Consider the following 26,092-nt stretch of genomic DNA (forward strand, 5'->3'; position numbering starts at 1 on the left):
GCAAATCTGGGAATTATCATGACCGACAGACCGAGCGTCTCTTTCGCCAAGTTCGCAATGCCCGAAAAGGGCACCGCCATTGTCCTGGCTTCGCAGGGTGGCGGACTGGGAGACAATGCGAAGGCCTGCGATCCGGAAGGCGTTCTGGCGCGCGCCTTCGAGGTGTCCGGCTTTTCCGGGAAACTGGCAAAGAGCGTTGAGGTTCTGGCGCCGGCCGGCTCGCAGCTTGACCGGTTGACCGCGATCGGCGCAGGCAAGACGGACGAACTCGGCGAGGAAAGCTGGGTGAAGATCGGGGGCGCCGCCCTTGCCGCCGCGAAATCTGCCGATGCTGTCAGCGTTGTCGCCGATCTCGATGGTGCCGAGGTCAGCGCCGAGGATGCCGCCAATATCGCGCTCGGCATGCTGCTGCGCACCTACAGTTTTGACAAATACAAGACGAAGAGCCGTGACAACGGCAATGACAAGCCGTCGAAGAAGCTCAAGATCACCATTCAGTGCGCTGACCCGTCCGCCGCCAAGAAGGCGTTCGTGCGGGCAGAGGCCGTGGCGAACGGCGTTCTTGTCGCCCGCGATCTCGTCAATGAGCCCGCCAATGTGCTGGGACCGGTCGAGTTCGCAGCGAAGGCCAAGGAACTCGAGAAGCTCGGCGCAAAGGTCGAAATCCTCACCGAAAAAGAGATGAAAAAGCTCGGCATGGGCTCGCTGCTCGGTGTTGCGCAGGGTTCGGTGCGTCCGCCGCGTCTGGCGGTCATCGAGTGGAACGGCGGCAAGTCCAAGGACAAGCCGGTCGCCTTCATCGGCAAAGGCGTCGTCTTCGACACAGGCGGCATTTCCATCAAGCCGGCAGGCGGCATGGAAGAGATGAAGGGCGACATGGGCGGTGCGGCTGCCGTTGTCGGCGTCATGCATGCGCTGGCCGCCCGCAAGGCGAAGGTCAACGCCATCGGCATGATCGGCCTCGTGGAAAACATGCCCGACGGCAATGCCCAGCGCCCCGGCGACATCGTCACTTCCATGTCCGGTCAGACCATCGAGGTCATCAACACGGACGCGGAAGGCCGTCTCGTGCTCGCGGATGTGCTCTGGTACTGCAATGACCGCTACAAGCCGCAGTTCATGATCGATCTCGCCACGCTGACGGGCGCGATCATGGTGGCGCTCGGTCATCACCGCGCGGGTCTCTTCAGCAATGACGACACGCTGGCCGAACGTCTCTCCGCCGCCGGCGAGACGACGGGCGAGAAGGTGTGGCGCATGCCGCTCGGCGAGGAATACGACAAGCTGATCGATTCGAAGAATGCCGACATGAAGAACTCGTCCGGCCGCATGGCCGGCTCGATCACGGCCGCCCAGTTCCTCCAGCGTTTCGTCAAGGACGGCGCATGGGCGCATCTGGATATCGCCGGAACCGCCATGGGCGCGCCGCTCAGCGAGATCAACCGCTCCTGGGGCTCGGGCTACGGCGTACGTCTGCTCGACCGCCTCGTGGCCGACAGCTACGAATAGGTCGATGGACGTTCTCTTCTATCACCTCACCGAATCGACGCTGGAGGAGGCGCTGCCTCCTCTGGTGGAGAAAAGCCTCGAGAGGGGATGGAGGGTGGCCATCCAGACCGGAAGCCGGGAGCGCTGCGAGGCGCTCGACAACTGGCTTTGGACATGGCGCGAGGAGGCCTTTCTCGCCCATGGCACGGATCGGGACGAGCATCCCGAACACCAGCCCGTGCTTCTGACCGACGTGTCGGCCAACCCAAACGGTGCGCAGATCCGATTTTTCGTGGATGGTGCGGATCCGGGCGCGGTGGATGGGTATGAACGTGCGGTTCTCATGTTCGATGGCCATGATGCCGACCAGCTCAATGCCGCGCGCCAGCACTGGAAGATGCTGAAATCGGCAGGCCACGCCGTCACCTACTGGCAGCAGGGGCCGGATCGGCGCTGGCAGAAGAAGGCCTGAGGCCTCCCGTCCATTTGCCGAACCAATACGAAAAGGGCTGCCTTGCGCAGCCCTTTTTTCGTTTCAGAATGTTCAGCAGGGCTAAGGCATCGGCCGAAAATCGGGGTCGATTTTCGGAAAGCACGATGCGTGGATTCAAGAGGTTAGAGTGCCCTTTGTGCGCCCGAATGGACGCACGGCGCTCTAACCGATCTCCGCGAGCAATTCTTCCAGTTCGCCCAGATGCGCGATCTCGCGAAAGCGCGGCGCGTCTTCCGGCGCTTCCGCATGCTCGTGCGACCAGGTGAGGTCATGCGGCACGAAAACACCCCACGAACCGGCCTCAATGGCGGGAATCACATCGGACTTCAGCGAATTGCCGATCATCATCGCGTGTTCGGGGCCATCGCCATGGGCCGCGAAAACCCGCTCATAGGTCGTGCGTGATTTGTCGCTGACGATCTCGACCGCGTCGAACCAGTCGCCGAGACCCGAAGCCGCCAGCTTGCGCTCCTGATCGAAGAGGTCGCCCTTGGTGATCAGCACCAGCCGGTGCCGACCGACAAGCCGCTCCAGCGCTTCGCGGGCATGGGGCAGGGTCTCGACCGGGTGGTCGAGCATCTCGCGCCCCGCGTCGAGAATGTTTTGAATGGTCGCCGCCGGCACACGGCCCCCGGTCACCTCGATCGCGGTTTCGATCATCGACAGGGTAAAGCCCTTGATGCCGAAACCATACTTTCCGAGATTGCGCTTCTCGGCATCGAGAAGCCGCTCCGTCAGGTGATCGGGATCGGCAAAGTCGCCAAGCAGTTCGGCGAAGCGCGCTTCGGTCATGCGGAAGAAGCGCTCATTCTGCCAGAGCGTGTCATCCGCATCGAAGCCGATGGTAAGCGCGCGCGTCACGAGGCCATTTCCTCCTCATACTCGGTGGAAAGCGTCAGCCAGCGATCTTCATGCTTTGAAAGCATGTCGGCAAGGTCCGAACGCTCCTTGGCGAGCGAAGAGACCTTTTCCGGCTCCTTGTCGTAGAGGCTTGTATCGGCAAGCCGCGCCTCAATGGCTTCGATCCGCTTGCGCGTTCGGTCGATCAGTCCCTCGGTCGCCTTGATCTCCTTGGACAAGGGCTCGAGAGCGGCGCGCTTGCGCGCAGCCTCCTTGCGCTTGTCGGCCTTGGAGGCCTTGTCGCTTTCCCGCTTTTCCCGGTTGCGGCTCGCGCCTCCGGTCATCTGACTGCGGTAATCGTCCATGTCGCCGTCGAAAGGCGATACGGTGCCGCCGCCGACGATCCACAGCCGGTCGGCCGTGGCCTCGATCAGGTGCCGGTCATGGCTGATGAGGATCACCGCGCCCTCGAACATGTTGAGCGCCTCGACCAGCGCTTCACGGCTGTCGATGTCCAGATGGTTGGTCGGTTCGTCGAGGATGAGCAGGTGCGGGGCCTCGAATGTGGCAAGCCCCATCAGCAGCCGCGCCTTCTCGCCACCCGACAGATCGCGCGCCGGCGTCGACATCTTTTCCGTCGTCAGGCCGAACTGCGCGACCCGCGCCCGCACCTTCGCCTCCGGTGCATCCGGCATCAGCCGGCGCAGATGCTGATAGGCGTCTTCATCGGGACGCAGATCGTCGAGCTGGTGCTGCGCGAAGATCGAAACCTTTAGCCCCGGCGCGACGGTCTTGGTGCCCTTTTCGAGCGTGAGCCGGTCGGCGATCAGTTTGGCGAAGGTCGATTTGCCGTTGCCGTTGGAGCCGAGAAGCGCGATCCGGTCATCATTGTCGATGCGCAGCGTGAGCCCGCGCAGAACGGGTTTGCCGGGCGTGTAGCCGACCGTTCCGCCATCAAGGGCGATGATCGGGGAGGCGACGGCCTTCTCCGGATTGGGAAAACGGAAGGGCAACACCGTCTCGTTCAGCACGGCGGCCATGGGCGACATGCGCTCCAGCGCCTTCAGGCGCGACTGCGCCTGGCGCGCCTTCGACGCCTTGTAGCGGAAGCGGTCGACAAAGGCCTGCATGTGCTTGCGCTGGGCGTCCTGCTTGACGCGCATCTTCTCCTGCAGCTCCGCCTTCTCGGCATACTGCTTGGCGAACTGGTCGTAGCCGCCGCGCCAGAAGGTGAGCTTCTTGTGTTCCAGATGCACGATGGACGAGACCGCCCGGTTGAGCAGGTCGCGATCGTGGCTGATGAGGAGCACGGTATGCGGATAGCGCGAGAGATAGTTCTCGAGCCACAGCGTGCCTTCCAGATCCAGATAGTTGGTCGGTTCGTCGAGCAGCAGAAGATCGGGCTGGGTGAAGAGAACCGCGGCCAGCGCCACGCGCATGCGCCAGCCGCCGGAAAACGACGAGGCCGGACGCTTCTGCGCTTCGGCGTCGAAACCCAGGCCGGAAAGGATCGCGGCTGCCCGCGCTTCCGCCGAGTGGGCGTCGATATCGGTCAGCCGGGTCTGGATCTCGGCGATGCGATGCGCGTCGGTTGCCGTCTGTGCCTCGGCCAGAAGCGCTTCGCGTTCGGTGTCTGCGCGCAGAACGATGTCGATCAGCGGCTCTTCCGTCCCCGGCGCTTCCTGCGCCACCTGGCCGATGCGCATGCCCCTGGGCAGGCTGATCGTGCCGGACTCGGAGGCAAGGTCTCCGGTGATGGCGCGGAAAAGGGTCGTCTTGCCGGTGCCATTGCGGCCGACAATGCCCGCCTTGGTGCCAGCGGGGAGGGAGAGCGATGCCTGGTCGATCAGAAGGCGGCCGGCAATGCGCAGCGAAAGGTTTGAAATCGTCAACATGACGGCGTTTTGACGGTTCGCCGTCTGGCTGGCAAGACGTCACTGTCAAAGCGGCTGACTTGACGCAACAGAACCGCATTAGTGTTGCCAAAAGCAGACAGGTGTGGCCCACGGAAATTGGGCCACACCCGGAGCCCCTGTTACAGCCATGTTGACGGGGTCTGATCCTAGCGGGCCGCCGCCTGGCGAAGCGCCTTGCACATCTGCACCAGCGCATAATCCCAGGCGTTCGGATCACGCAGAATGCTGACGCAGCGTTTGCGATAGACGGCGATCTGCTGATTGCTCATGCCGCTCAGCGCGCGCTGTCCGATATTGTTGCCGCTGCTGAAAATGCCGGTATTGGTGCTGCCCGGTCGTCCCGCGCCGGGTGTCCCGGTGCCGGGCGTTCCTGTGCCGCCCGTGCCAACACCGACACCGACGCCAACACCAATCCCGCCGCCGCCGCCGATATTGGCGTCGACACCGGCATTCACGCCGCCGCTGCCGCCGAGGGAAGCCGTCGTGCCGGAATCGACCACGCCGCCGCTTCCGCCCACGCTCGTGCTGCTGGAAACGCTTGCCGCGCCGCCGACGGAGGCATCGGCGTCAACGCCTGCGACACTGCCACCACCCACTGACGCGCCGACGCCGGCGCTTGCAACGCCCTGATCCACGCCTACACTGGCGCCAAGTCCGTTGTCGGTGTCAACCGAGGCGGAAATGCCCCCGACGCTGACATCAAGTGCCTGTGCCTGACTTGGGGTGATCATGGCCAATGCAATGACCCCGCTGGCCACGCCTGCGAGAATTCCATTCTGCACTTTGCTCATGGTTCTCCTCCTTGATGGCTGTTTTCGTCCATTCAAGGATGGTAGGGGCAGTATGAAAAAGTGAAGGGCGCTATTGTAACGAGGGTTTAATTGTAGAGTCGAAGTTAGTGAAATATATAGTCAAATTTATCGTTTTAAGTCTGTAATGAATGGCCGCTTGTCAGGCGAACCTTGCTCCGTCTTTTGTGCGGTGGAAATATATGAGATCCAGTGACGGTGCTTCCACGCCCAGTATCGACAATGCGGCATGCGCTTGACCGCGATGATGCGTCTGGTGATTGAAGAAATGCACAAGTGCGGGCGCAAGACGCTGTGAAACCGTGCGAACATCCGTAACGGTCACATAGGTAAAACGTCCTGAAAACGCAGCCTCGTCCAGACTATCGATCCATTCCACAATGCGTTTGTCTTCGTCGTCACGGGCAATCCGCAGGGCGGGCAGCGCGCTGTGCAGGATGGTGTCGAGCGCACCGGGGGATGCGCCTTCGCCGGTGAAGCGCTTCATCCAGATCAGGTCGCCCACCAGAATGTGATTGAGGGTTCTGAGCAGCGATTTGAAGTAGAGGCCGATATCGCGATCAAGCGCGTCGGCGTCCAGCGTCTCGGCTGCATCGTAGATCCGGGCGTTGGCCCAGAGATTGTAGGCGGCCAACATTTGGAATTGCTGTTTCATTGCTTTGTCCGGGAGGCTGGAACAAGAGAATCTCGCCCCAGCGTATTGCATGGCGAACGGATTATGAAATCCTCTCGCACCTGACAGCGCCAATCGCAATCGAGAGGACGAGTTGTGACCATTACACTTTATGAACTGGTGGGCGTGGATGCAGCGCGTCCTTTCAGCCCGCATTGCTGGAAAGTGGCGTTTGCTCTGGCGCATAAGGGACTCGATTTCACGACCGTACCGGTGCCCTTCACGCAGATCGGCGCAATCGAGGGCGGGGCCACGAAAACGGTTCCGCTGATCCGGGATGGCGAAACGCTGGTCGGCGATTCCTTCGCCATCGCGCTCCATCTGGAAGAAGCCTATCCGGACCGGCCAAGCCTGTTTGGCGGAGAGGGTGGCGTGGTGCTGTCCCGTTTCATCGAGAAATGGGCCAATGCAACGCTTGTCCCGTTCGTCGGCGCGTCTCTCCTGCCGGAGATACACGCGGCTCTGGAAGAAGATGACCAGGCCTATTTCCGCCAGACCCGCGAGGCGCGCTTCGGTGGTGCGCTCGAGGATGTCGCCCGGGGGCGCGAGGAGCGACTTGAAGCATTTCGCGATGCGCTCGTGCCGCTGCGCGCCGTGGTCAAGCGGCAACCATTCCTGGGCGGGGAGGGACCGCTTTTCGCCGACTATATCGTGGCCGGTGTCTTCCAGTGGGCGCGCGTCATATCGCCGTTCCCTTTCATCGTGGAGGACGATCCCGTCGCACACTGGTTCGAGCGGTGTCTGGAACTGCATGACGGTCTGGGCCGTCGCGTGCCGGCTGCATGAGCGGCCTCGGTGCGTTTCGATGAAGGAGAGATGACGGATCGGGTGTGAAAACCGCCGTTCAGCGGGCTGAAATCATGCAAGGCGGCGTTGGCCCTTCCCATGTGGGCTCTGGCCGGTTATAGACCGCGCCATCTTCAAACATGGGCCAAGGCCCTAAATCCAGACAATCGAAGGACAGACCATGGCGATCGAACGCACTTTCTCTATGATCAAGCCGGACGCAACGAAGCGCAACCTGACCGGCGCAATCACCAAGAAGCTCGAGGACGCCGGCCTGCGCGTCGTCGCTTCCAAGCGCGTGTGGATGAGCCGCCGTCAGGCAGAAGGCTTCTACGCCGTTCACAAAGAGCGTCCGTTCTTTGACGAACTGTGCGAGTTCATGTCTTCCGGCCCGACCGTCGTTCAGGTTCTCGAAGGCGAGAACGCAATCCTGAAGAACCGCGAAGTGATGGGCGCCACCAACCCGGCAGACGCTGACGAGGGCACCATCCGCAAGGAATTCGCCACTTCGATCGGCGAAAACTCCGTCCACGGTTCCGATGCTCCGGAAACGGCTGCTGAAGAGATCCGTTACTGGTTCTCCGATCTCGAGATCGTCGGCTAAAGCAATTCCAGGAAAAGTGGGAACCGGTTTCCCGTCCGGAATTGCGCAAGAACAATGAATGAGAGCGTTTTCGCGATTCAACGAAAAGCTGAAATGCTCTCATTCTAAGGGTTCATCACGAACCACCAGTTTGAAAACCGGGGCTCAGGCCCCGGTTTTTTTATGCGCCCTGCCGGGTGGAGCCGGGAAAGCGCAGAATGGAGGTGGGGTTGCGGTCGAGAACGAACCTGGCAAAGTCCTCGCCCGTCATGGCGCGCCCGTAGAGCCAGCCCTGGAAGAAGGCGCAGCCGGATGCTTTCAGAAGCGCTTCCTGCCGGGCCGTCTGAACATGCTCCGCCACGGCCGAAAGGCCGAGCGTGGAGGCCATGTCGAGCATGCTCTGCACCAGTGCGCGGTTGTTTTCGCTCGCTTCGATATCGGCGATGAAGCTGCCATCCACCTTCAATTCGTCGAAAGGCAGTTTCTTCAGATAGGCGATGGAGGAATAGCCGGTTCCGAAATCGTCCAGCGACAGCCGCACGCCAAGCGCCTTCAGCTCGTTCATGCGGCGCTGGATCTGCATCTGGTCGCTGGTCAGCACACGCTCCGTCATCTCCAGTGTGAGAAGCTGCGGATTGAGCCCATGCTCTTCCAGCCGGTCATGCAGGAAGGCGACGAAATCCGGATCGCGCAGCGATTTGAGGCTGATGTTCACCGCCATGCGCAGCCCTTCCAGCCGCGGGTTCTTCTTCCATTCAGCCAGGGTTCGAACACTGGTTTCGATGACACCGCGGCCCAGAAGCTCCGAGAGACCGTGCTGTTCGGCCAGTCCCACGAAATCGCTTGGCGACAGGGCGCCGTGATCGGCGTGGTTCCAGCGCAACAGCGCCTCGGCCCCCACCACATGCCCCGCCATGTTCACCTGCGGCTGGTAGTGGAGCTCCAGATTGTTCTCCACCAGCGCGCCGCGCATGTCGCTCAGGAGGCGGAAGCGCTTGCGCTCCTTTTGCAGAACGCGCGGGTCGAACAGCGCGACATTGTTCCGGCCCGAACTCTTGGCCTGATACATGGCCATGTCGGCATTCTTCATCAAAACTTCGGGACCGCGCTCGCTGCCATCGAAAACGAGCACGCCAACGCTTGCGGAGGTGCGATGGGTCATCTGCCCAAGCGTAAACTCCTGGCGCAGGGCGGCAAGCACACGGTTGGCCGCCACAATCGCGTTGCGCGTGGCGCTGGCGGCGGTGGTGTCGCTCAGAGAGAGGACGATGACGAACTCGTCGCCGCCGATACGCCCGACCGTGTCGCCCGGGGCGACGGCTGCCTGTAGCCGCGTGGCGACCTGCTTGAGGAAGATGTCGCCGACATCGTGCCCCATCGTGTCATTGAGCGTCTTGAAATTGTCGAGGTCGATGAAGAGGATCGCGCCGCGATTGCCGTTCCTGCTGCATGCCTCCATCTGTTCGCCGACCGCATCGAAAAGGCAGCGGCGGTTGGGCAGTCCCGTTAGCGGATCAAAGAAGGCAAGCCGCTCGATTTCGAGCTCGTTTTTTCTGCGCGCAGACGTGTCGGAGAGGTAGCCGTGCCAGACGATGCCGTCCTCGGTGCTTTCGGGCATCGCGGCGACGCGCAGCCATTTCTCCGAACCATCGACTGCATGCAGGCGGAACTCGCACTCCCAGGCGGAGAGGTTCATGCCCGATTGGCGCAGCGTCTCCAGATACCGTGCGCGGTCTTCAACATGCACCATGTGGAGGATCGAGTTGGGGTCGCCGGGCACCGCGTTATACTCATAACCAAGCAGATCACGGAAACCGCGCGAGGTGTAGAGTACGGAAAACCGGCCGCCATTACGCCGCAGCATCTGGAACAGGCCGCCGGGAAGCTGCGATGTCAGCTTCTCGAACATGTCCTGCAGTCGCAGGCGCTTCACGGTTTCGGTGATCTCGCGGACCGATCCTTCATAATAGAGCGGTTTGCCGGTGCGGCGGTCGCGCACGAGACGCGCCGATTCACTGATCCAGATGCGCTCGCGCGTCTTGTGGCGATAGATCTCCGAGATGAAGTTCTCGACCTTGCCGTTCTTCTCCAGCTCCGCGCGAAACGCCTCGCGGCGGGCCGGGTCCACATACCATTCGCTGCCAATATCCGTGACGCCGGCCAGGAGCTCGGCTTCGCTGTCATAGCCATTGAGGCGTACGAGCGCCGGGTTGGCGCTCAGCTGGCGGCCGTTGGGCAGCGAGCGGTAGATGCCCTCGGAAAGATTGTCGATCAGCTCCTGATGGTTCACCTGCTCGTCACGAACCGCGCGATAGAGTGAGCGCATGCGAAACAGGCAATAGGCCAGCGCAAGACAGCCAAGAAGGCCGCCAGCTGCGATCCACCAGGCGAAATCCACCTGCGTCGCCAGCATCGTCTGGATATTCTCAGACATTGCTCTCCCACCAAGATAACTCAGGGGAAAGCTATAACCTGTAACGGCTTGCCCAAATGTCTAGGAACGGGAGAAAAGCCGGCTATCGTTAGTGAAGGGTAAAGGGAAGAGGCTTGCTCAGCGCTGCCAGCGTTTCATGTCTTCCAGATCGCCCGCCCTGGCCTCGACCCAGTCTCCGCTGTTTTTCTCGGAAACATGCTCTTTTTTCCAGAAAGGAGCGCGGGATTTCAGGAAATCCATGAGGAAATCGGCAGATTCGAAGGCAGCCCGGCGGTGCGAGGAGGCAGCGACCACGAGCACGATGTTTTCCCCAGGGGCAATGCGGCCAAACCGGTGGATAACCGTCAGGCCGGTCAGGGGCCAGCGCTCGACCGCCTCGGCAGCGATGCGCGCGATCTCGGCCTCGGCCATGCCCGGATAGTGTTCGAGTTCGAGCGCATCAAGCCGCCCGTTCTCATCGCGGCAAAGCCCGGTGAAGCTCACCACTGCGCCCACATCGCGGCGGCCTTCGGTCAGGCGGCGGCTTTCGGCGGCAGGGTCGAAATCCTCTGCCTGAACACGCACCAGAGGCTCGCAAGGCGCAGTCATGGTCAGCCCCCGGTCATGGGCGGAAAGAGCGCCACTTCACCGTTCCGGGGCAGGGCGGCCGTGTGTTCGGCATGCTCCTGATTGATTGCGACGCGGATCACGTCGGACCGCTCAAGGGCGGTTTCGTAGTTTTCGCCACGGGTTTTCAGCCAGGCGAGCAGGTCCGTCACTGTCTTGACGTCGGCGGGCAGGTCAACGGTCTCTTCCGGCAGGCCGATGCGCTCACGAACCCAGGCGAAATAGACGAGTTTCACGGTTATTCCTCCACAATATGCTTCAGCCCGGCGCGGAAGTAGTCATAACCGGTGTAAAGCGTCACGACGGCCGAGATCCAAAGAAGCACGATGCCCATCTCGGTGGTATAGGGCAGGATCTTGTCACCGGCGGGGCCGGCCAGCAGGAAGGCGATGGCGACCATCTGGATCGTCGTCTTCCATTTGGCGAGCTGCGTCACGGGAACGCTGACCTTGAGTGCTGCGAGATATTCGCGCAGGCCAGAAACGAGAATTTCGCGGCACAGGATGATGATCGCCGCCCACAGTGACCATCCGGCGATGGTGCGGTCGGTATCGGCTGCCAGGAGGAGAAGGCAGGTGGAGACGAGGAGCTTGTCGGCGATGGGATCAAGCATCTTGCCGATATTCGAGGTCTGCTTCCAGATGCGCGCCAGGTAGCCATCGAAGTAATCGGTAATGCTGGCGAGGATGAAGAGCGCCAGCGCCGACCAGCGGGCGAAGTCGCTCGATTGCAGCCGTCCCTCCAGGAAAAAGCACAGCACGATTGCCGGCACCGCAAGAATGCGGCCATAGGTCAGGAGGTTCGGGATGTTGAATGCCGGCGTTCTGCGTCTGGCCATGAAGCGCAATCCTGCTCAGGTCTGCCCCGGAATGTGCGGACACATTCCAACCCATTGATTTTAAAATCACCGCGTCCCAAGCGCGAGGACACGACGAACACACGCCCGTCGGGCTCGACTGGCAAATACCAATCGTTACCTGTCAAATCAGAACCGGGAGCGAACGGCAAGCGCCAACCGGGGTAACCGCGACGAAAGAACGCCGCTTCAGCCGTTTTCGTGGAAATGATTGTAGATCTGGCGGGCAATTGCCTCGGAGATGCCGTCCACGGCGATCAGGTCATCAATGCCGGCGCGGCTGACAGCCTTGGCCGTGCCGAAGTGATGCAGCAATGCGCGCTTGCGGCCGGGGCCGATGCCGCTGATCTCATCAAGCGGGTTCTTCACCATCTCCTTCTTGCGGCGCGCCCGGTGCGAGCCGATGGCGAAACGGTGCGCCTCGTCGCGCAGCCGCTGGATGAAATAAAGCACGGGATCACGCACCGGCAGGGTGAACGAGCTTTTGCCGGCCATGAAGAAGCGCTCGCGTCCGGCATCGCGGTCGACGCCCTTGGCGACGCCGATGGCTGTCACCATTTCCGTGATGCCGAGTTCCTCGAGGATCTGCGCGGCGGCCGCCAGCTGTCCCTGACCACCATCGATCAGAATGACATCGGGCCAGGCGGGCATGTCCGCCATCTCGGGAGCGTCGGCCTCGTCATCATCGGTCTTCTTTGCGTCCCCGGCAATCGGGAGACCGTTCTCCTTGATGAGGCGGGAGAAGCGCCTCTGCATCACCTCGCGCATCATGCCGTAGTCATCGCCGGGGGTGATGTCGGTCGAACGGATGTTGAACTTGCGATACTGGTTCTTGGCGAAGCCTTCCGCTCCGGCGACGATCATGCCGCCCACCGCGTTGGTGCCCATGATGTGCGAGTTGTCGTAGACCTCGATGCGGCGCGGGGCTTCTTCCAGTCCGAAGGTTTCGGCAAACCCCTCCATCAGGCGCGCCTGCGAAGAGGTTTCCGCCAGTCGCCGTCCAAGCGCCTCGCGGGCGTTTTGAAGCGCGTGGTCGGTCAAATCCTTCTTCTCGCCGCGCTGCGGGCACAGCACCTGAACCTTGCGGCCGGCGCGGGTGGAAAGCGCCTCGGTGAGAAGCTCCTGCTCTTCGACTTCATGCGACAGGAGCACCATGCGCGGGCAGGGCTTGTCGTCATAGAACTGGGCGAGGAACGCGCCGAGCACCTCATTGGCCTCAAGCGCCGGGTCCGCCTTGGGGAAATAGGCGCGGTTGCCCCAGTTCTGCCCGGTGCGGAAGAAGAAGACCTGAATGCAGTTCTGCCCGCCTTCCTGATGGATGGCGAACACATCGGCTTCCTCAACACCCTGCGGGTTGATGCCCTGATGGCTCTGCACGTGGCTAAGGGCGGAAAGCCGGTCGCGATAGATCGCGGCACGCTCGAAATCGAGCGCCTCGGAGGCTTCCTGCATGGATTTGGCGATCTCCGCCTTCACCCTGCTGGAGCGACCGGAGAGGAAAGCCTTCGCTTCCGAAACAAGTTCGCCATAATCGGCTTCGCTGATTTCGCCGGTGCAGGGGCCGGAGCAACGCTTGATCTGATAGAGCAGGCAGGGGCGGGTACGGCTTTCGAACACGGAATCCGTGCAGGTGCGCAGCAAAAACGCGCGTTGCAGCGAGTTGATGGTGCGGCTGACGGCGCCGGCGGAGGCGAAGGGGCCGAAATAATCGCCCTTCTTGGAGCGCGCGCCGCGATGCTTGAAGATGCCGGGCGCGGAATGGTCGCCGGTCAGAAGGATATAGGGAAACGATTTGTCGTCGCGCAGCAGCACGTTGAAACGCGGGCGCAGACGCTTGATCAGATTGGCTTCCAGAAGCAGCGCTTCGGTTTCCGTTCGCGTGACCACGAACTCCATCGACGCCGTTTCGCGCACCATCCGGCCAATGCGGTTGGTGTGGCCGCGCCCCTGCGCGTAGTTTGTGACGCGCTTCTTCAGGCTGCGGGCTTTGCCCACATAGAGAACATCGCCCTCGGCGTTCATCATCCGGTAGACGCCGGGTGCGTTCGGTAGCCGCTTGACCGCAGACTGGATGACCTCGATGCCGACCACGCCATCGGTGGTCTCGCCGCTGTCCCAGTCGAGGGCGAGGTTTGCCGGTTCCTTGAGGGCAGTCTCCTTGAGGACGGTTTTGGCGTTCACTCGGGCACTCCCGCCACGTCAGGCGTTTCCCAGGCCAGGTGCTGGCCGCCGTCGAGCGCGATCATCTGGCCGGTGATCGAGCGCGTCTCCCAGAGATAGCGCACCGTGCGGCCGAAATCGTCCAGATCCGGCGCGCGCCCCAGAATGAGGCCGTCGGTCTGACGGTCGAAATCTTCCTGCTGCTGGCGCTGGTTGGGCAGGGTGGGGCCGGGGCCGATGGCGTTGACGCGGATGTTCGGGCCAAGCGCCTGCGCCATGGTGCGTGTCGCGGTCCAGAGCGCGGATTTGGAAAGCGTGTAGCTGAAGAAGCGCGGGTTCAGTCGCCATACGCGCTGGTCGATCATGTTGACGATCAGGGCCTGCGCATCGTCGGGCGAAGCCTGTGTCAGCGCCTGTGCGATCAGCGCAGGGGCTTTGACGTGAAGGTCGAAATGGGCGTCCCAGCCTTCGTCGGTAAAGTCGGAGACTGCATCATCCTCGAAGATCGAGGCATTGTTGATCACGATGGACGGCAGGCCCAGCGCCTCTTCTGTCTGGCCGATCAGCGCCCGTGTCGCCTTGCCGTCGCGCAGGTCGGCCTGCAGAACGGCGGCCCGTCCGCCTGCCTCGATGATTTCGGCAGCGAGCCGGTCGGCAGCGTCGCGCGAATGGCTGCAATGGATGGCGACGGAAAAGCCGTGACGGCCCAGATCGCGCGCGATGGCCGCGCCGATGCGTTTTGCGCCGCCGGTAATCAGTGCCGTTCCATTGGTCTGTGCCATGTCGCTCCCGTCCATGTCAGTCAGCCGCGAATCCTGTGCGTCTGAAAGCTGAATTTCCATGATGTCATTTAGGCCGAATGAGGCGCGTCTCCAACCCCGTAGCCGCGACATGCGTATTCTCCTGACAGAGAGGGCAAAGGCCAGGGATTTTGGTTTTGATGACTAAGAATTATAAGGCTGATTTTCTGTTGTTTACGTATTCGTACATGTAACTGAAATTTCCGAAGAGTGCCAAAATTCGGACAAGATTGGAAATGATGGAGGGCTGTCTTCGGGTTAAGAAGATTGTTTACGTATGTTTTGTTTTATAAACGGGAAAATTTCATGAAATCGAGTTTTATCCTTCGCTTGAGCACCATGGTTGCCGTGTTGGCAGTCGCCATGGGCATTGGTCCGGCGCTTGCTGCTGACCTTTCGGGTTCGAATGCAGCACCGGATCCCGTCATTCAGCTTCCCGGTTGGGAAGGCACCTATCTGGGCGCCACGTCCGGCGTGGTTCGCACACGTGGCGATGAGGACGGGGACGCAAAGACGAGCACTGACTATATCGGTGGCGTGTTCGCTGGCTACAATGCCCAGACAGGCAAAGTTGTTTACGGTGTCGAGGGCGAGCTCGGCTATAACGGCCTTAAGGCTTCCAGCCTGGGCGCTGACATCAAGGGCGGTGTCAATGGTGCGGTTCGCGGACGCCTTGGTTACGCGGTCAATGACCGCCTGCTGATCTACACGGCCGCCGGTCTGGCTGCCGGGCGCTACAGCGTAAAGGACGGCAGTGTGTCGGATTCCAGGATGCTTACCGGCTGGACGGCAGGTGTCGGCGCTGACGTGGCGCTGACGGACAAGGTGTTTGCCCGTGGCGAGTATCGCTACACGAATATCGGCAGCATCGGGAGCAACACCTTCGAGACGGCAGGCGGCCCCGCAAAGCTCTCTGGCGGCATGAACGAGTTTCGCATCGGCCTCGGCGTGCGCTTCTGATCACCCGATCAAAGTCAGGCCAGATGTATTGATCTGGTCCTTAAATAGAGATGAAGCCGGCGCGAGGCCGGCTTCATCATTTTCTTTTCGTCGCTGGACATGCGCGATCCCGAAAGCCGCGATCCGGAAGACCGCGATCTAGAACACGGTGGCGATGTATCCGGCGAACGCCGCCAGCATTGCGCCGCCAACCGCCTTTCCGGCGGGCAGGCGCAGGAAACCCAGAAGCGCCAGCGCAAGGCTCGCGCCCAGCATTACCCACATGTCGACGGAAATGATGCGCGGATCGACGGCGACCGGTGTGATCAGCGCCGTCAGTCCCATGATGCATGCGATGTTGAAGATGTTCGAGCCGACAATGTTGCCCAGCGCCATCGTCGACTGACGCTTGATTGCTGCGGCCACGCTGGTTGCGAGCTCGGGCAGCGAAGTGCCAATGGCGACAATGGTCAGGCCGATGGCGGCGTCGCTGACGCCGAAGCTCTCAGCAATCCGCACGGCGCCGGCAACAGTCAGCTGCGCGGCGATGGGGAGGCCGACGACGCCGGCAACAAGATAGATGATGACCCGTTTGCGGTCATGCGGTGCTTCCCCGATATCGTCATGGAAGTCATGGTTTTCCGGAGCCCCGCTGCTTCTCGCATCGTAAATCTGCCAGGCGATGAAGGCGCAAAGACCTGCGAAGAGTGCAGCGCCTTCAAGCCGGGTGATGACGCCCCCCGCAAGCATCCACATGAAAACTGCCGTCGTACCCAGCATGGCGACCAGATTGCGGCGCAGCCCCTTCTCATTGGAGATGACGGGGTAGATGAGCGCTGGCACGCCCAGCACCAGAAGCACATTGGCGATGTTGGAGCCAACCACGTTGCCGACGGCAAGGCCAGGCGCGCCGGAAAGCGCAGCCTGCACGGATGTGAAAAGTTCAGGTGCGGAGGTTCCGAACGCCACCACGGTCAAGCCGATGATGAGAGGGGAAATTCCGAGATTCTCGGCAAGGCCGACTGCACCCTTCACAAAGATGTCGCCTGCGAAGAATAGAAGCGTGACGCCGACTGCCAGTATAAGCAGACTGAAAAGCATGAATGTCCCCATGTGATCCGCGATTTCTCGCGGTATATAGGTGCTCACCTGTCGGCCCCCAAGGCCCGGAAATAATTCTGTTGCCAAATTGCAACGTCAATTTTCCGCCTCATTGGCGCCCCCGAAAGACCTATTTTTGGGGCACGTTCAGCCTCATTTCACGCCCAGATAAGGGCATGCGACGTCGGGATAGCTTCCTCCCAAGGTTCCTGGCCTCGCCAGCGTGGTGCGTTTTACGGGCATGATGCTCAAGAGGGACGACCACAGCTTTGAAAATGCTAGTGGCTTAAGGAGTATGGACCATGAAAGCCCATAAGAACGTCATTCTGTCGACGGCCGCAGCCGTTGGTTTTGTCGCAGTCGCAGGCGTTGCCAATGCAGCCGATGCGGTCATCGAGCAGCCGCCGGCACCGCCCGCAGCGCCGGTGATCTCCACCCCGATCAACAATTGGGAAGGCGGCTACGCCGGTATCGCACTCGGCTACGGCTTCTCTGGCGAAACCTCCGCCAACCAGCCGGTCGTCGGCAACGACATCGGCACCGATGGCTTCGTCGGCAACGGCTTTGCCGGTTGGAACTTCCAGTCCGGTAGCTTTGTCTACGGTGTCGAAGGTGATGTCGGTTACAACGGCATGAAGGGCACCAATGCCGGTGTCGAATCCAAGGGTGGCGTCGACGGTACGCTGCGCGCACGTCTTGGTGTTGCCGCGACCGACAACATCCTGATCTACGGTACGGCAGGTGGTGCTGCAGAGCGCCTGAAGGTTTCCGATGCAGCCGGTTCCGACACCAACACCATGCTCGGCTGGACGGCCGGCGCAGGTGTCGACGCCAAGCTGACCGAGCGCGTCTTCGGTCGCGTCGAGTATCGCTACACGAAGTTCGGCAGCGAGACGTTCAACACCGGCAGCGGTGCACAGGACGTCAGCGACAGCTCCAACAAGGTCATGTTCGGCCTTGGTATGCAGTTCTAATCGAACTGAAGAGCAATCGGGAAAAGCCGGGCCATGCGCCCGGCTTTTTCTTTATCCGCCGCTTCTTTATCTGCCGCGGGCCGGGGGCAGGAGAACGCGTTTGCTGCGGCAGTCCTTGCGGTCCACCGCTTCGCAGGCGCGGAATTCCATGTCCTTCGTCATGCAGATGCGCACCTCGCGCAGATAGCGCCTGTCGCAGGTGACCGCGATCGCATCCTTCTCCAGTCCCGGATTGGCGGCAAGGAAAGCCTCCTCCACGGCCTCAGGCGAGACCATCACCGGTTTTTCCAGGTTTCTGAGTGCGGGCGGCGTCTCTACGCGCTCACGCGCCTTGCGGGTGAGGGCGAAATAGTCTTCCTGCGCAACGCCCGTGCACATGCCGTGCTTGCGCCACTGGTGCCCCATCAGGCCGGCGGATGGCATGATGTCGCGATAGCGGTCTACCAGCGCGTTGGGCACGCGCTGCGGGCGTTTGGAGCGGCAATACTCCGGATAGCCATCCTCATATTGCGGCCACAGACCGTGGACAACGAAGGCATAGGGACGTTCGCGCCCGCATTGCTGCCGGTTCGCGTCTGCGCCTTCAGCGGCGCAGTAGCTGGGCGACCAGCTCAGAGACAATACGTAGAAGTCGAACACCCCAGTCGGCGCGCCGCGCTCGCCGGCAAGCGCCGGCGCAGCCCCTGACAGAATCAGACAGGCGAAAGCTGCGGCCCGCAGCCGTTTGCCAATGCGCATGGATTGCCCCGGAACTGAATTGCCTATCGCAGAACGCGGCAGCCGCCGTCATAGACGTTCCAGCGGTCGAAGCCGGAAACGCAAAACTCCACATTGTTGCCGAGGCCGGCAAAGCCCTGACCGTATTCGACCAGATACCAGATGGCGCGGTCGCGTCCGTCGGAGAGGCGTGCCGTCGCACGGCAATAGCGCCGCTCGATGGGGCTGTCTGCCGAAGACGGGTTGTAGCGGGTCTGATAGGCGCCGTGGAAATCGACGATGTCGACATTCGGCAGATTCGGTACGTGGGTGACCTGATAGCGAAAACGCTTCTGGATCGTCGACTGGACGCCTGCATCCGCGCAGACATCACCGGTCGCGCCATAGGCGCCAACCGGATCGGCCGCTTGCGCCTGCATTGGAATGAATGCGGTGGCGAAAATTGCGGCGAGGCTGGCTGTCAGAGCCTTGAAGCGCGCCATGAGACTGTCTCCCGGATGAGTGTTACCGTGTAATGCGTAGAGTTTTGCGCCAGCCCGTCTTCGGGGTCAAGCACGGGCGGGTCATTCTGCCGCCAGCCTTTCGATGCTCCAGCGTCCCTTGCCATTGTCGCCGAGTATACGGGCAAGCGGCGGCAGGATGGTTTCCATTTCCTTCTGCAGCACGAAGGGCGGGTTGACGATGATCATTCCCGTGCCGTCGAGGCGCGGTTCGGATGAGGGCGCGCGCAGCTCCAGCCGGATGTCGATCACATCGGCGATGCCGCTGTCGGCAAGCGTCTTGCGGAAGGCGTCGACCGCCCTGTGGTCCTTGATCGGGTACCAGATGGCATAGATGCCGCCCGGCCAACGCGCATGTGCTTTCTGAAGCCTGGCCGCGATGCGTGTGAACTCGCCTTCCTGCTCGAAGGGCGGGTCGATGAGGACCAGTCCACGCTTTTCCTTCGGCGGCAGATGCGCGCCGAGCGCCAGCCAGCCGTCTAGCTCGATCACGCGTGTCTGGAAATCGCCGGCGAATTCCTCTTTCAGACGGGCGGCGTCCTGCGGGTGCAGCTCGACGGCGGTCAGGCGGTCCTGTTTGCGCAGGAGGTGGCGTGTGACGCGGGGCGAGCCCGGATAGCGCTGGATGCCGCCTTCCTGATTCACTGCGTGAACGGCATCGAGCAAGGGATTCAAAAGGCTGGCGGTTTCAGCGTCGAGCGAAGCCTCCATCAGCCGTCCGATGCCGCCCTGCCATTCACCCGTCTTCTGCGCCTCTTCGGAAGAAAGATCATAGAGGCCGATGCCGGCATGGGTGTCGATGACGCGAAAGGCTTTGTCCTTGCGCTTCAGATATTCGACGATGCGCGCCAGCACTGCGTGTTTGACCACATCCGCAAAGTTTCCGGCGTGATAGACGTGACGATAGTTCATGTTTCCCGCTTCGGTGGCGTTTGCACCTGATTTTCTGAAAACTGGCTCTACGCGTGTGCAGAGAAAATCGCTAGTGTCCCCGCCATGAACACACACGCAAACATCCATATCGGACATTCGGCCTGCCCGCATGACTGCCCCTCGACCTGTGCGCTCGACGTTGAGGTGAAGGACGGTCGCATCGGTCGCGTTTATGGCGCGAAGGACAATAGCTACACCGCCGGCGTGATCTGCGCCAAGGTGGCGCGCTATTCGGAGCGTATCCATCACCCGGACCGGCTTTTGAAGCCGCGGGTTCGTTCGGGCGCGAAGGGTGAGGGCAACTGGAAAGAAGCGAGCTGGGACGCCGCGCTCGATCTGGTGGCGGAAGCCTTCCTTAAGGCCGAGGAAAAGCATGGCAGCGAGGCCATCTGGCCTTACTACTATGCCGGCACGATGGGGCTCGTGCAGCGCGATTCCATCGCCAGGCTGCGCCACGCCAAGCGCTATTCGGGCTTTTTCGGCACGGTCTGCACCAATGCGGCATGGACGGGTTTCGTTATGGGAGCGGGCGATCTGCGTGGTCCCGATCCGCGCGAGATGGCCAAATCCGACTGCGTGGTGATCTGGGGCACCAACGCGGTTGCCACACAGGTCAATGTGATGACGCACGCGATCCGCGCGCGCAAGGAGCGCGGCGCGAAGATCGTGGTGATCGACGTCTACGACAACGCCACCATGAAACAGGCGGATATCGGCCTCGTCCTTAAGCCGGGAACGGACGCCGCGCTGGCCTGCGCGACGATGCATGTTCTCTTCCGTGAAGGGCTGGCGGACCGGGCATTTCTCGCAAAATACACGGATGACCCCGCCGGGCTCGAAGCGCATCTTGCAACGCGCACGCCCGAATGGGCGTCCGCCATCACCGGCCTTTCGGTGGCGGAAATCGAGACCTTCGCACGGCTGGTGGGCGAGACGAAGCGCACCTTCTTCCGCCTCGGCTACGGCTTTACGCGCAATCGCAACGGCGTGGTGAACATGCACGCTGCCCTGTCTGTCGCCGCCGTCACCGGCTGCTGGCAATATGAGGGTGGTGGCGCGTTTCACTCCAATTCATCGATCTTTCGGCTGGACAAGTCGCTGATCGAGGGCGAGGCGCTGCGCGATCCCGCGATCCGCTCGCTCGATCAATCGCAGATCGGCCGCATTCTCACCAATGATGAAGAGGCGCTGCGTGGCGGCCCGCCGGTCACCGCGCTTCTGATCCAGAACACCAATCCGGCCAACATCGCGCCGGAGCAACGGCTGGTGAAAGAGGGCTTCCTGCGCGAAGATCTCTTCACCTGTGTGCACGAGCAATTCATGACCGACACGGCGAAGCTTGCCGATGTGGTTCTGCCGGCCACCATGTTCCTGGAGCATGACGACATTTATCGCGGCGGCGGCCACCAGCACATCGTGCTCGGCCCCAAACTGGTGGATGCGCCGGGCGAGGCGCGCGAGAACATCTTTGTCATCGAAGAACTGGCAAAACGCCTCGGCGTTGCCGATCAGCCCGGCTTCGGGCTCTCCGCGCGTGCGCATGTGGACTGGATGCTGGAGCGCCGTGGCCTCGGTGATTTCGACAGTCTCAAGCAAGAGCGCTGGGCCGATGTGCAGCCGGATTTCGACACGGCGCATTTCGTCAACGGGTTCGGTCATCCGGATGGCAAGTTCCGTTTCCGCCCGGACTGGACCGGCACGCCCGCGCCCAATCGTCCACCCGCATCCATCGGATTGCAGGGGCCGCATCAGCGTATGCCGGAATTCCCTGACCATATGGATTTCATTGAGACGGCCGATCCCGGGCATCCCTTCAGGCTCGCCACCTCGCCCGCGCGCACCTTCCTGAATTCGAGCTTTACGGAGACGCCGGGCTCGATCAAACGGGAAGGACGCCCGGAACTGATGCTGCATCCCGACGACGCTGCCGGGCTTGGGCTTTCTGTCGGAGACCGTGTGGAAATCGGCAATCAGCGCGGCGAGGTTGTGCTTCACGTCAAGCTGTTTGATGGCGTCCGGCGCGGCGTGGTGATCGCCGAAGGCATCTGGCCGAACACCGCTCATGAACGCGGTGAGGGCATCAACGTGCTGACGGGAGCCGATTCCATCGCACCTTACGGCGGCGCCGCGTTCCATGACACGAAGGTCTGGGTGCGGGCCGTCTGAAGCGTTTTTCAGACCTGTCAGAAAGGACGAAGCCGCTCAATGCACTGGCTTCGTCCGTGTTTCTGGGTGGCAGCGCCTGCCCAGACGCGACGATGCATGACACCGCATTGCATTAACGCGGTGCGTGGTTCGACAGGCTCACCATGAGGGAGGGCGTTGGTCGTCAAACGCGGCGCAGTGCCTTTGTTCAGGGCTTCTCGCCAGCCACGGCCACCCTCATGGTGAGCCTGTCGAACCACGCACAGCTTGAACGTCAGGAGCGCTTCTGGTGATAGGTCAATGCCAAGGCAAGACAATGGCTTAGGGCGTCTTCCGGAATCACTTCGTCAGGCCGGAATAGCAGTGCGCGGTTGCCTTCGAAAGTGAAGCGGTCGGGATAGTGCTCGCGGAATTGCCGGATGAGCGATGTCTGGCAGTGGACGAAAAGCGCCCAGCCATCTGACGGAGATTTGGGAATGCCCAGCCGGATCGTGCTGCCGGACCTGGACTCCGGCGTCAGATAGGCGGGCTGGCCCCATTTCAGCGTTTCCTCGATCCGGCCAATGCCTGCGGTGCGGCGGGCCGTCTCGAAGATCAGTTCACGGACGCGAAGCAATTGCGGCCGAACGGCATCGGGAAAGGCTGCAAAGGCAGCCGCGATGGCAGGCGAAGGGAAGGGAGGCTCGGTTGCGCTCAACCTGCCGCCCTTAGTCCCGGCGCTGGCCGGGTGAAACGATGGCGAGATCGCCGCGTTCCTCGTCGACGCCGGAGAATACGGCTGCGCCGCCGGACATGCGCACCTTGCCTTCAACGAGGTAGCGAAGCGCCAGCGGATAGAGACGGTGCTCCACCTTGAGCACGCGCGCGCCCAGCGTTTCCTCGGTGTCGTTGCTCAGAACCGGCACGGCTGCCTGCGCGATGATCGGTCCCTCATCCATTTCCGGCGTGACGAAATGAACGGTGCAGCCATGAACGCGCACGCCATTTGCCAGCGCGCGGGCATGGGTGTCGAGCCCGCGGAAACTGGGCAGAAGGGCCGGGTGGATGTTGATCATCCGGCCTTTCCACTTCTGAACGAATTCCGGTGTCAGAAGGCGCATGTAACCGGCAAGGCAGACGATTTCGGCCTTCAGTTCGGTCAGCGCCTCGTGGATTGCCGCGTCATGCGCTGCACGACCGTCATACTCGCGCGAAGGCACAACCCTGGTGGGGATGCTGTGGGTCTCGGCGATCTCCAGGCCGCGCGCATCGGCGCGGTTGGAGATGACACCAACGATCTCGGCTGGAAAGGCAGGGTCGATGGCAGCGGCAACCAGCGCCGCCATGTTCGAACCACGGCCGGAGATGAGGATCGCAACCCGTTTGCGCGCGCGCCTGGTCATAGGTCGAGTTCACCGCGATAGGTGACGCCGGCTGCCTGACGCGGCACGATCTGGCCGAGCATGGTGACGCTCTCGCCCGCTTCCTGAAGCAGGGCTGCGATCTGGGCGGCCTCATCGGCAGCCACGGCAACAACCATGCCGATGCCGCAGTTGAAGGTGGAAAGCATCTCGCGCTCGGCAACGCCGCCCGTCCCGGCAAGCCAGGAGAAGACCGGCGGCACGTCGATCGCATCGAGGTCGATCTCCGCTGCCAGATGATCAGGCAGAACGCGCGGCAGGTTTTCAGGGAATCCGCCACCGGTGATATGGGCAAGCGCCTTGATGCCCCAGGCGGCTTTCAGCGTCGCGAGCAGGGATTTGACGTAGATGCGCGTCGGCTCCAGCAGCGCCTCGCCGAGCGTCTGACCGGGGGCGAAGGGGGCCTTGTCGCTCCATTCGAGCCCGGCGTCGGAAACGATGCGGCGCACAAGCGAGAAACCGTTGGAATGGACGCCGGAGGAGGCGAGGCCGAGCAGAACGTCGCCCTCGGCAATGTCGCCGGTGGGCAGAAGCCTGCCACGCTCGGCCGCGCCCACGGCGAAGCCGGCGAGATCGTAATCATCACCGTGATACATGCCGGGCATTTCCGCCGTTTCACCGCCGATCAGCGCACAGCCGGCCTGCTTGCAGCCTTCCGCAATGCCCGAAACGATGGCCGCGCCCTGATCGGGATCGAGCTTGCCGGTGGCGAAATAGTCGAGGAAGAAGAGGGGTTCTGCGCCCTGAACGACCAGATCGTTCACGCACATGGCCACAAGGTCGATGCCGACCGTATCGTGCTTGTCCGCTTCGATGGCAATCTTGAGCTTGGTGCCGACGCCATCATTGGCAGCCACCAGCACCGGGTCGGTGAAGCCCGCCGCCTTGAGGTCGAACAGGCCGCCAAAGCCGCCGATCTCGCTGTCAGCGCCCGGACGGCGCGTCGCGCGCACCATGGGCTTGATCTTGTCCACCAGCCGGCTGCCCGCATCGATGTCGACGCCCGCATCCGCGTAGGTAAGGCCGTTCTTGGGTTCCTGAGCCATATCGTTCTCGCCGCCGCGTTTTTCTGGGCTTCTTGCATGAAGGCGGCGCTTCCGCAAGGCGCGAGATATCAACAAGCCGGCCTATTGAAAGCGCGGGGCTCTCCCACAATCTGAGAAAGCCTGCGATAAGTGTGCGCCGAAAAGTGGTCTGGCCGCAATGGTCCGATAGGAGGCGCGAGACGGGCGCGAGGCTGGAGTAGGAACCATGACGATACCCAACGTCATAACATTGATGCGCTTTATTCTGGTGCCGGGCGTGGTGTTTGCGCTTCTGACCGGTGACAATGGCTGGGCGTTTGCCGGGTTCCTGATCGCCGGCATTTCCGATGGCGTGGACGGTTTCATTGCGCGCCATTTCAACCAGCGCACGGAACTGGGTGCTTATCTGGACCCGATTGCCGACAAGCTGCTGCTGGTCAGCGTCTTTGTCGTGCTGGGCTACATGATGGAACTGCCCCTGTGGCTGGTGATCGCCGTGGTGTCGCGCGATGCGCTCATCATTGGCGGCGTGCTGTTGGCCAATGTGATGGGGCATCCCGTGGCCATGAAGCCGCTGTTCGTCTCCAAGGCCAACACGCTGGCGCAGATATTGCTGGCGCTTCTCGTGCTGGCCGAACTTGCCTTTGGATATAGTTCCGGTGCCGTGCGACTGTGGCTGATCGTGGCCACCGGCCTCTTGACCGTGGCTTCCGGAGCGGCCTATCTCATCGCCTGGATCAAGCACATGAGTGGATACGCAGAAAGTGACGCCGAAGGACACTGACAGCAACGCTGGGCCTGCGGTCGCCCGCTCGCCCCAACGCCCGCCATTGATACGCAACATTGCCTTCTGGCTGTTGGCGGCGCTGGCGCTTGTGCTGTTCCTCTACGTGTTCAGCTCGATCCTGCTGCCTTTCCTCGCCGGCATGGTTCTGGCCTATTTTCTGGACCCGGTCGCCGACCGGCTGGAGCGCATGGGCCTGTCGCGCACCTCGGCCACGGTGGTGATCCTGATCGGCTTCGTGGTCGTTTTGGCGGTCGGGCTGATGATTGTGGTGCCGGTGCTTGGCAAGCAGCTTGCGGATTTCGCCAGCCGCCTGCCGGAATATCTCACACGCCTTCATGAGCTGATGATCCGGCTGGAGCCGAAATGGGTCGACAGCCTGCTGAACGGCGAGACGGAAGCGCTGCGCGAAAACCTGACCTCCATCCTGGCGCAGGGCACAAGCTTCCTGGGCACACTGTTCAAATCCGTATGGAGTTCGGGTGTCGCCATCGTCAACGTGGCGAGCCTTTTCGTGGTCACGCCGGTGGTTGCCTTCTACATGCTGCTCGACTGGGACCGCATGGTGGAAAAGGTGGACAGCTGGGTGCCGCGCGACCATGTGGAGACGGTGCGCCAGATCGCCCGCGACATCAATGTGGCGACGGCAGGGTTCGTGCGCGGGCAGGGCACGCTGTGCCTTATCCTCGGCGTCTTCTATGCGGTCGGCCTTTCGCTGGTCGGGCTCAATTTCGGCCTGCTGATCGGTCTGTTCGCCGGCCTTATCAGCTTCATTCCCTATGTCGGCTCGCTGGTCGGCTTCGGCCTGTCCATCGGCATTGCCGTGGTGCAGTTCTGGCCGGAATGGTGGTGGGTGCTGGCGGTGGCCGCGATCTTCTTCTCCGGCCAGTTTCTCGAAGGCAACATCCTGCAGCCCAAACTGGTGGGCAAGAGCGTGGGCCTGCATCCTGTCTGGCTGATGTTCGCGCTGTTCGCCTTTGGTTATCTGTTCGGCTTTGCAGGCCTTCTGATCGCCGTTCCTGCGGCTGCGGCGGTGGCCGTGCTCGTGCGTTTTGCGATCAAGCAATATCTCGCTTCGCCGCTCTATAGCGGGCATCAGAAGCCGGGCAATACGCCCGAATCCTAGGACG

The 26,092-nt window shown here is 61.9% G+C and carries 26 protein-coding genes; 9 read left to right on the plus strand and 17 right to left on the minus strand.

Features of this window, described 5'->3' with window-relative positions:
- Positions 1-18 precede the first annotated feature (18 nt).
- Positions 19-1,509, plus strand: a complete 1,491-nt coding sequence (locus tag NDI72_RS01770; protein ID WP_206546649.1) for a leucyl aminopeptidase — start codon at positions 19-21, stop codon at positions 1,507-1,509.
- Between the two features lie 4 nt (positions 1,510-1,513).
- Positions 1,514-1,960, plus strand: coding sequence for a DNA polymerase III subunit chi (locus tag NDI72_RS01775; protein ID WP_206547384.1), 447 nt, complete (start codon positions 1,514-1,516; stop codon positions 1,958-1,960).
- A gap of 183 nt (positions 1,961-2,143) precedes the next feature.
- Here the strand turns inward: NDI72_RS01775 and NDI72_RS01780 are convergent, their stop codons facing one another.
- The 4 genes from NDI72_RS01780 to NDI72_RS01795 form a co-directional block, all read right to left on the minus strand.
- A complete protein-coding gene (locus tag NDI72_RS01780) occupies positions 2,144-2,842 on the minus strand; it encodes an HAD family hydrolase (protein WP_206554720.1) in 699 nt (232 codons plus the stop codon).
- Positions 2,839-4,716 (minus strand): ABC-F family ATP-binding cassette domain-containing protein, encoded by a 1,878-nt coding sequence (locus NDI72_RS01785; protein WP_113154726.1) that lies wholly within the window; start codon positions 4,714-4,716, stop codon positions 2,839-2,841. Before NDI72_RS01785 ends, NDI72_RS01780 begins: the two co-directional genes overlap by 4 nt.
- A gap of 167 nt (positions 4,717-4,883) precedes the next feature.
- A complete protein-coding gene (locus NDI72_RS01790) occupies positions 4,884-5,528 on the minus strand; it encodes a hypothetical protein (RefSeq protein ID WP_283799370.1) in 645 nt (214 codons plus the stop codon).
- A gap of 160 nt (positions 5,529-5,688) precedes the next feature.
- Positions 5,689-6,201: a DinB family protein gene (locus NDI72_RS01795; RefSeq protein WP_283799371.1), complete on the minus strand. Its 513-nt coding sequence runs from the start codon at positions 6,199-6,201 to the stop codon at positions 5,689-5,691.
- A gap of 114 nt (positions 6,202-6,315) precedes the next feature.
- Between NDI72_RS01795 and NDI72_RS01800 the strand changes: the two genes are divergently transcribed.
- A complete protein-coding gene (locus NDI72_RS01800) occupies positions 6,316-7,005 on the plus strand; it encodes a glutathione S-transferase family protein (protein ID WP_206546653.1) in 690 nt (229 codons plus the stop codon).
- A gap of 181 nt (positions 7,006-7,186) precedes the next feature.
- Positions 7,187-7,609, plus strand: coding sequence for a nucleoside-diphosphate kinase (ndk, locus tag NDI72_RS01805; protein ID WP_113154730.1), 423 nt, complete (start codon positions 7,187-7,189; stop codon positions 7,607-7,609).
- Between the two features lie 160 nt (positions 7,610-7,769).
- Here the strand turns inward: ndk and NDI72_RS01810 are convergent, their stop codons facing one another.
- From NDI72_RS01810 to NDI72_RS01835, 6 genes are all read right to left on the minus strand, one after another.
- The gene (locus NDI72_RS01810) at positions 7,770-10,022 is read right to left on the minus strand and encodes a putative bifunctional diguanylate cyclase/phosphodiesterase (RefSeq protein ID WP_283799372.1); all 2,253 of its coding nucleotides are present in this window, start codon (positions 10,020-10,022) and stop codon (positions 7,770-7,772) included.
- Positions 10,023-10,139: 117 nt separating this feature from the next.
- The gene (locus NDI72_RS01815) at positions 10,140-10,610 is read right to left on the minus strand and encodes a molybdenum cofactor biosynthesis protein MoaE (RefSeq protein ID WP_283799373.1); all 471 of its coding nucleotides are present in this window, start codon (positions 10,608-10,610) and stop codon (positions 10,140-10,142) included.
- Between the two features lie 2 nt (positions 10,611-10,612).
- Complete coding sequence (gene moaD / locus NDI72_RS01820; RefSeq protein WP_206546656.1) at positions 10,613-10,870, minus strand: molybdopterin converting factor subunit 1; 258 nt, start codon at positions 10,868-10,870, stop codon at positions 10,613-10,615.
- Complete coding sequence (gene pgsA, locus NDI72_RS01825; RefSeq protein WP_113154734.1) at positions 10,867-11,466, minus strand: CDP-diacylglycerol--glycerol-3-phosphate 3-phosphatidyltransferase; 600 nt, start codon at positions 11,464-11,466, stop codon at positions 10,867-10,869. The genes moaD and pgsA overlap by 4 nt, the downstream gene beginning before the upstream one ends.
- 207 nt (positions 11,467-11,673) lie before the next feature.
- Positions 11,674-13,665, minus strand: a complete 1,992-nt coding sequence (gene uvrC, locus NDI72_RS01830) for an excinuclease ABC subunit UvrC (RefSeq protein ID WP_283799374.1) — start codon at positions 13,663-13,665, stop codon at positions 11,674-11,676.
- Positions 13,662-14,426: an SDR family oxidoreductase gene (locus tag NDI72_RS01835; RefSeq protein ID WP_283799375.1), complete on the minus strand. Its 765-nt coding sequence runs from the start codon at positions 14,424-14,426 to the stop codon at positions 13,662-13,664. Before NDI72_RS01835 ends, uvrC begins: the two co-directional genes overlap by 4 nt.
- A 324-nt stretch (positions 14,427-14,750) precedes the next feature.
- Here NDI72_RS01835 and NDI72_RS01840 point away from each other — a divergent pair, with 324 nt between their 5' ends.
- Entirely contained in the window at positions 14,751-15,404 is a 654-nt protein-coding gene (locus NDI72_RS01840; protein WP_113154736.1) for an outer membrane protein, read from the plus strand.
- A gap of 138 nt (positions 15,405-15,542) precedes the next feature.
- On the opposite strand, the gene NDI72_RS01845 is transcribed toward NDI72_RS01840, so the two are convergent.
- Positions 15,543-16,484: a calcium/sodium antiporter gene (locus NDI72_RS01845; RefSeq protein ID WP_206546660.1), complete on the minus strand. Its 942-nt coding sequence runs from the start codon at positions 16,482-16,484 to the stop codon at positions 15,543-15,545.
- Positions 16,485-16,786: 302 nt separating this feature from the next.
- Between NDI72_RS01845 and NDI72_RS01850 the strand changes: the two genes are divergently transcribed.
- Positions 16,787-17,458 carry an outer membrane protein gene (locus NDI72_RS01850; RefSeq protein WP_113154737.1) on the plus strand — a complete coding sequence of 224 codons (672 nt, stop codon included), beginning with the start codon at positions 16,787-16,789 and terminating at the stop codon, positions 17,456-17,458.
- 66 nt (positions 17,459-17,524) lie between these two features.
- Here the strand turns inward: NDI72_RS01850 and NDI72_RS01855 are convergent, their stop codons facing one another.
- The 3 genes from NDI72_RS01855 to NDI72_RS01865 form a co-directional block, all read right to left on the minus strand.
- Entirely contained in the window at positions 17,525-18,196 is a 672-nt protein-coding gene (locus tag NDI72_RS01855; RefSeq protein ID WP_283799376.1) for a ribonuclease T2 family protein, read from the minus strand.
- A 23-nt stretch (positions 18,197-18,219) separates the two neighbouring features.
- Positions 18,220-18,657 (minus strand): hypothetical protein, encoded by a 438-nt coding sequence (locus NDI72_RS01860; RefSeq protein WP_283799377.1) that lies wholly within the window; start codon positions 18,655-18,657, stop codon positions 18,220-18,222.
- A gap of 81 nt (positions 18,658-18,738) precedes the next feature.
- A complete protein-coding gene (locus NDI72_RS01865) occupies positions 18,739-19,587 on the minus strand; it encodes a 23S rRNA (adenine(2030)-N(6))-methyltransferase RlmJ (protein ID WP_206993563.1) in 849 nt (282 codons plus the stop codon).
- An 84-nt stretch (positions 19,588-19,671) separates the two neighbouring features.
- Here NDI72_RS01865 and NDI72_RS01870 point away from each other — a divergent pair, with 84 nt between their 5' ends.
- On the plus strand, positions 19,672-21,774 hold the full coding sequence (locus tag NDI72_RS01870) for a molybdopterin-containing oxidoreductase family protein (protein WP_283799378.1): 2,103 nt from the start codon (positions 19,672-19,674) through the stop codon (positions 21,772-21,774).
- Positions 21,775-22,027: 253 nt separating this feature from the next.
- On the opposite strand, the gene NDI72_RS01875 is transcribed toward NDI72_RS01870, so the two are convergent.
- From NDI72_RS01875 to purM, 3 genes are read right to left on the minus strand one after another with little or no spacing between them, the layout of a single operon-like run.
- Positions 22,028-22,450, minus strand: a complete 423-nt coding sequence (locus tag NDI72_RS01875; RefSeq protein ID WP_283799379.1) for a DUF1801 domain-containing protein — start codon at positions 22,448-22,450, stop codon at positions 22,028-22,030.
- Between the two features lie 10 nt (positions 22,451-22,460).
- On the minus strand, positions 22,461-23,135 hold the full coding sequence (gene purN, locus NDI72_RS01880; RefSeq protein ID WP_113154743.1) for a phosphoribosylglycinamide formyltransferase: 675 nt from the start codon (positions 23,133-23,135) through the stop codon (positions 22,461-22,463).
- Positions 23,132-24,199 (minus strand): phosphoribosylformylglycinamidine cyclo-ligase, encoded by a 1,068-nt coding sequence (gene purM / locus NDI72_RS01885; RefSeq protein WP_113154744.1) that lies wholly within the window; start codon positions 24,197-24,199, stop codon positions 23,132-23,134. Before purM ends, purN begins: the two co-directional genes overlap by 4 nt.
- A gap of 205 nt (positions 24,200-24,404) precedes the next feature.
- On the opposite strand from purM, the gene NDI72_RS01890 reads away from it, so the two are divergent.
- Positions 24,405-24,962: a CDP-alcohol phosphatidyltransferase family protein gene (locus NDI72_RS01890; RefSeq protein ID WP_113154745.1), complete on the plus strand. Its 558-nt coding sequence runs from the start codon at positions 24,405-24,407 to the stop codon at positions 24,960-24,962.
- Complete coding sequence (locus tag NDI72_RS01895) at positions 24,928-26,088, plus strand: AI-2E family transporter (protein WP_328850064.1); 1,161 nt, start codon at positions 24,928-24,930, stop codon at positions 26,086-26,088. The genes NDI72_RS01890 and NDI72_RS01895 overlap by 35 nt, the downstream gene beginning before the upstream one ends.
- The last annotated feature ends 4 nt before the right edge of the window (positions 26,089-26,092 follow it).

This window comes from Nitratireductor sp. GZWM139, from assembly GCF_030068685.1.
Lineage (GTDB): Bacteria > Pseudomonadota > Alphaproteobacteria > Rhizobiales > Rhizobiaceae > Nitratireductor > Nitratireductor aquimarinus.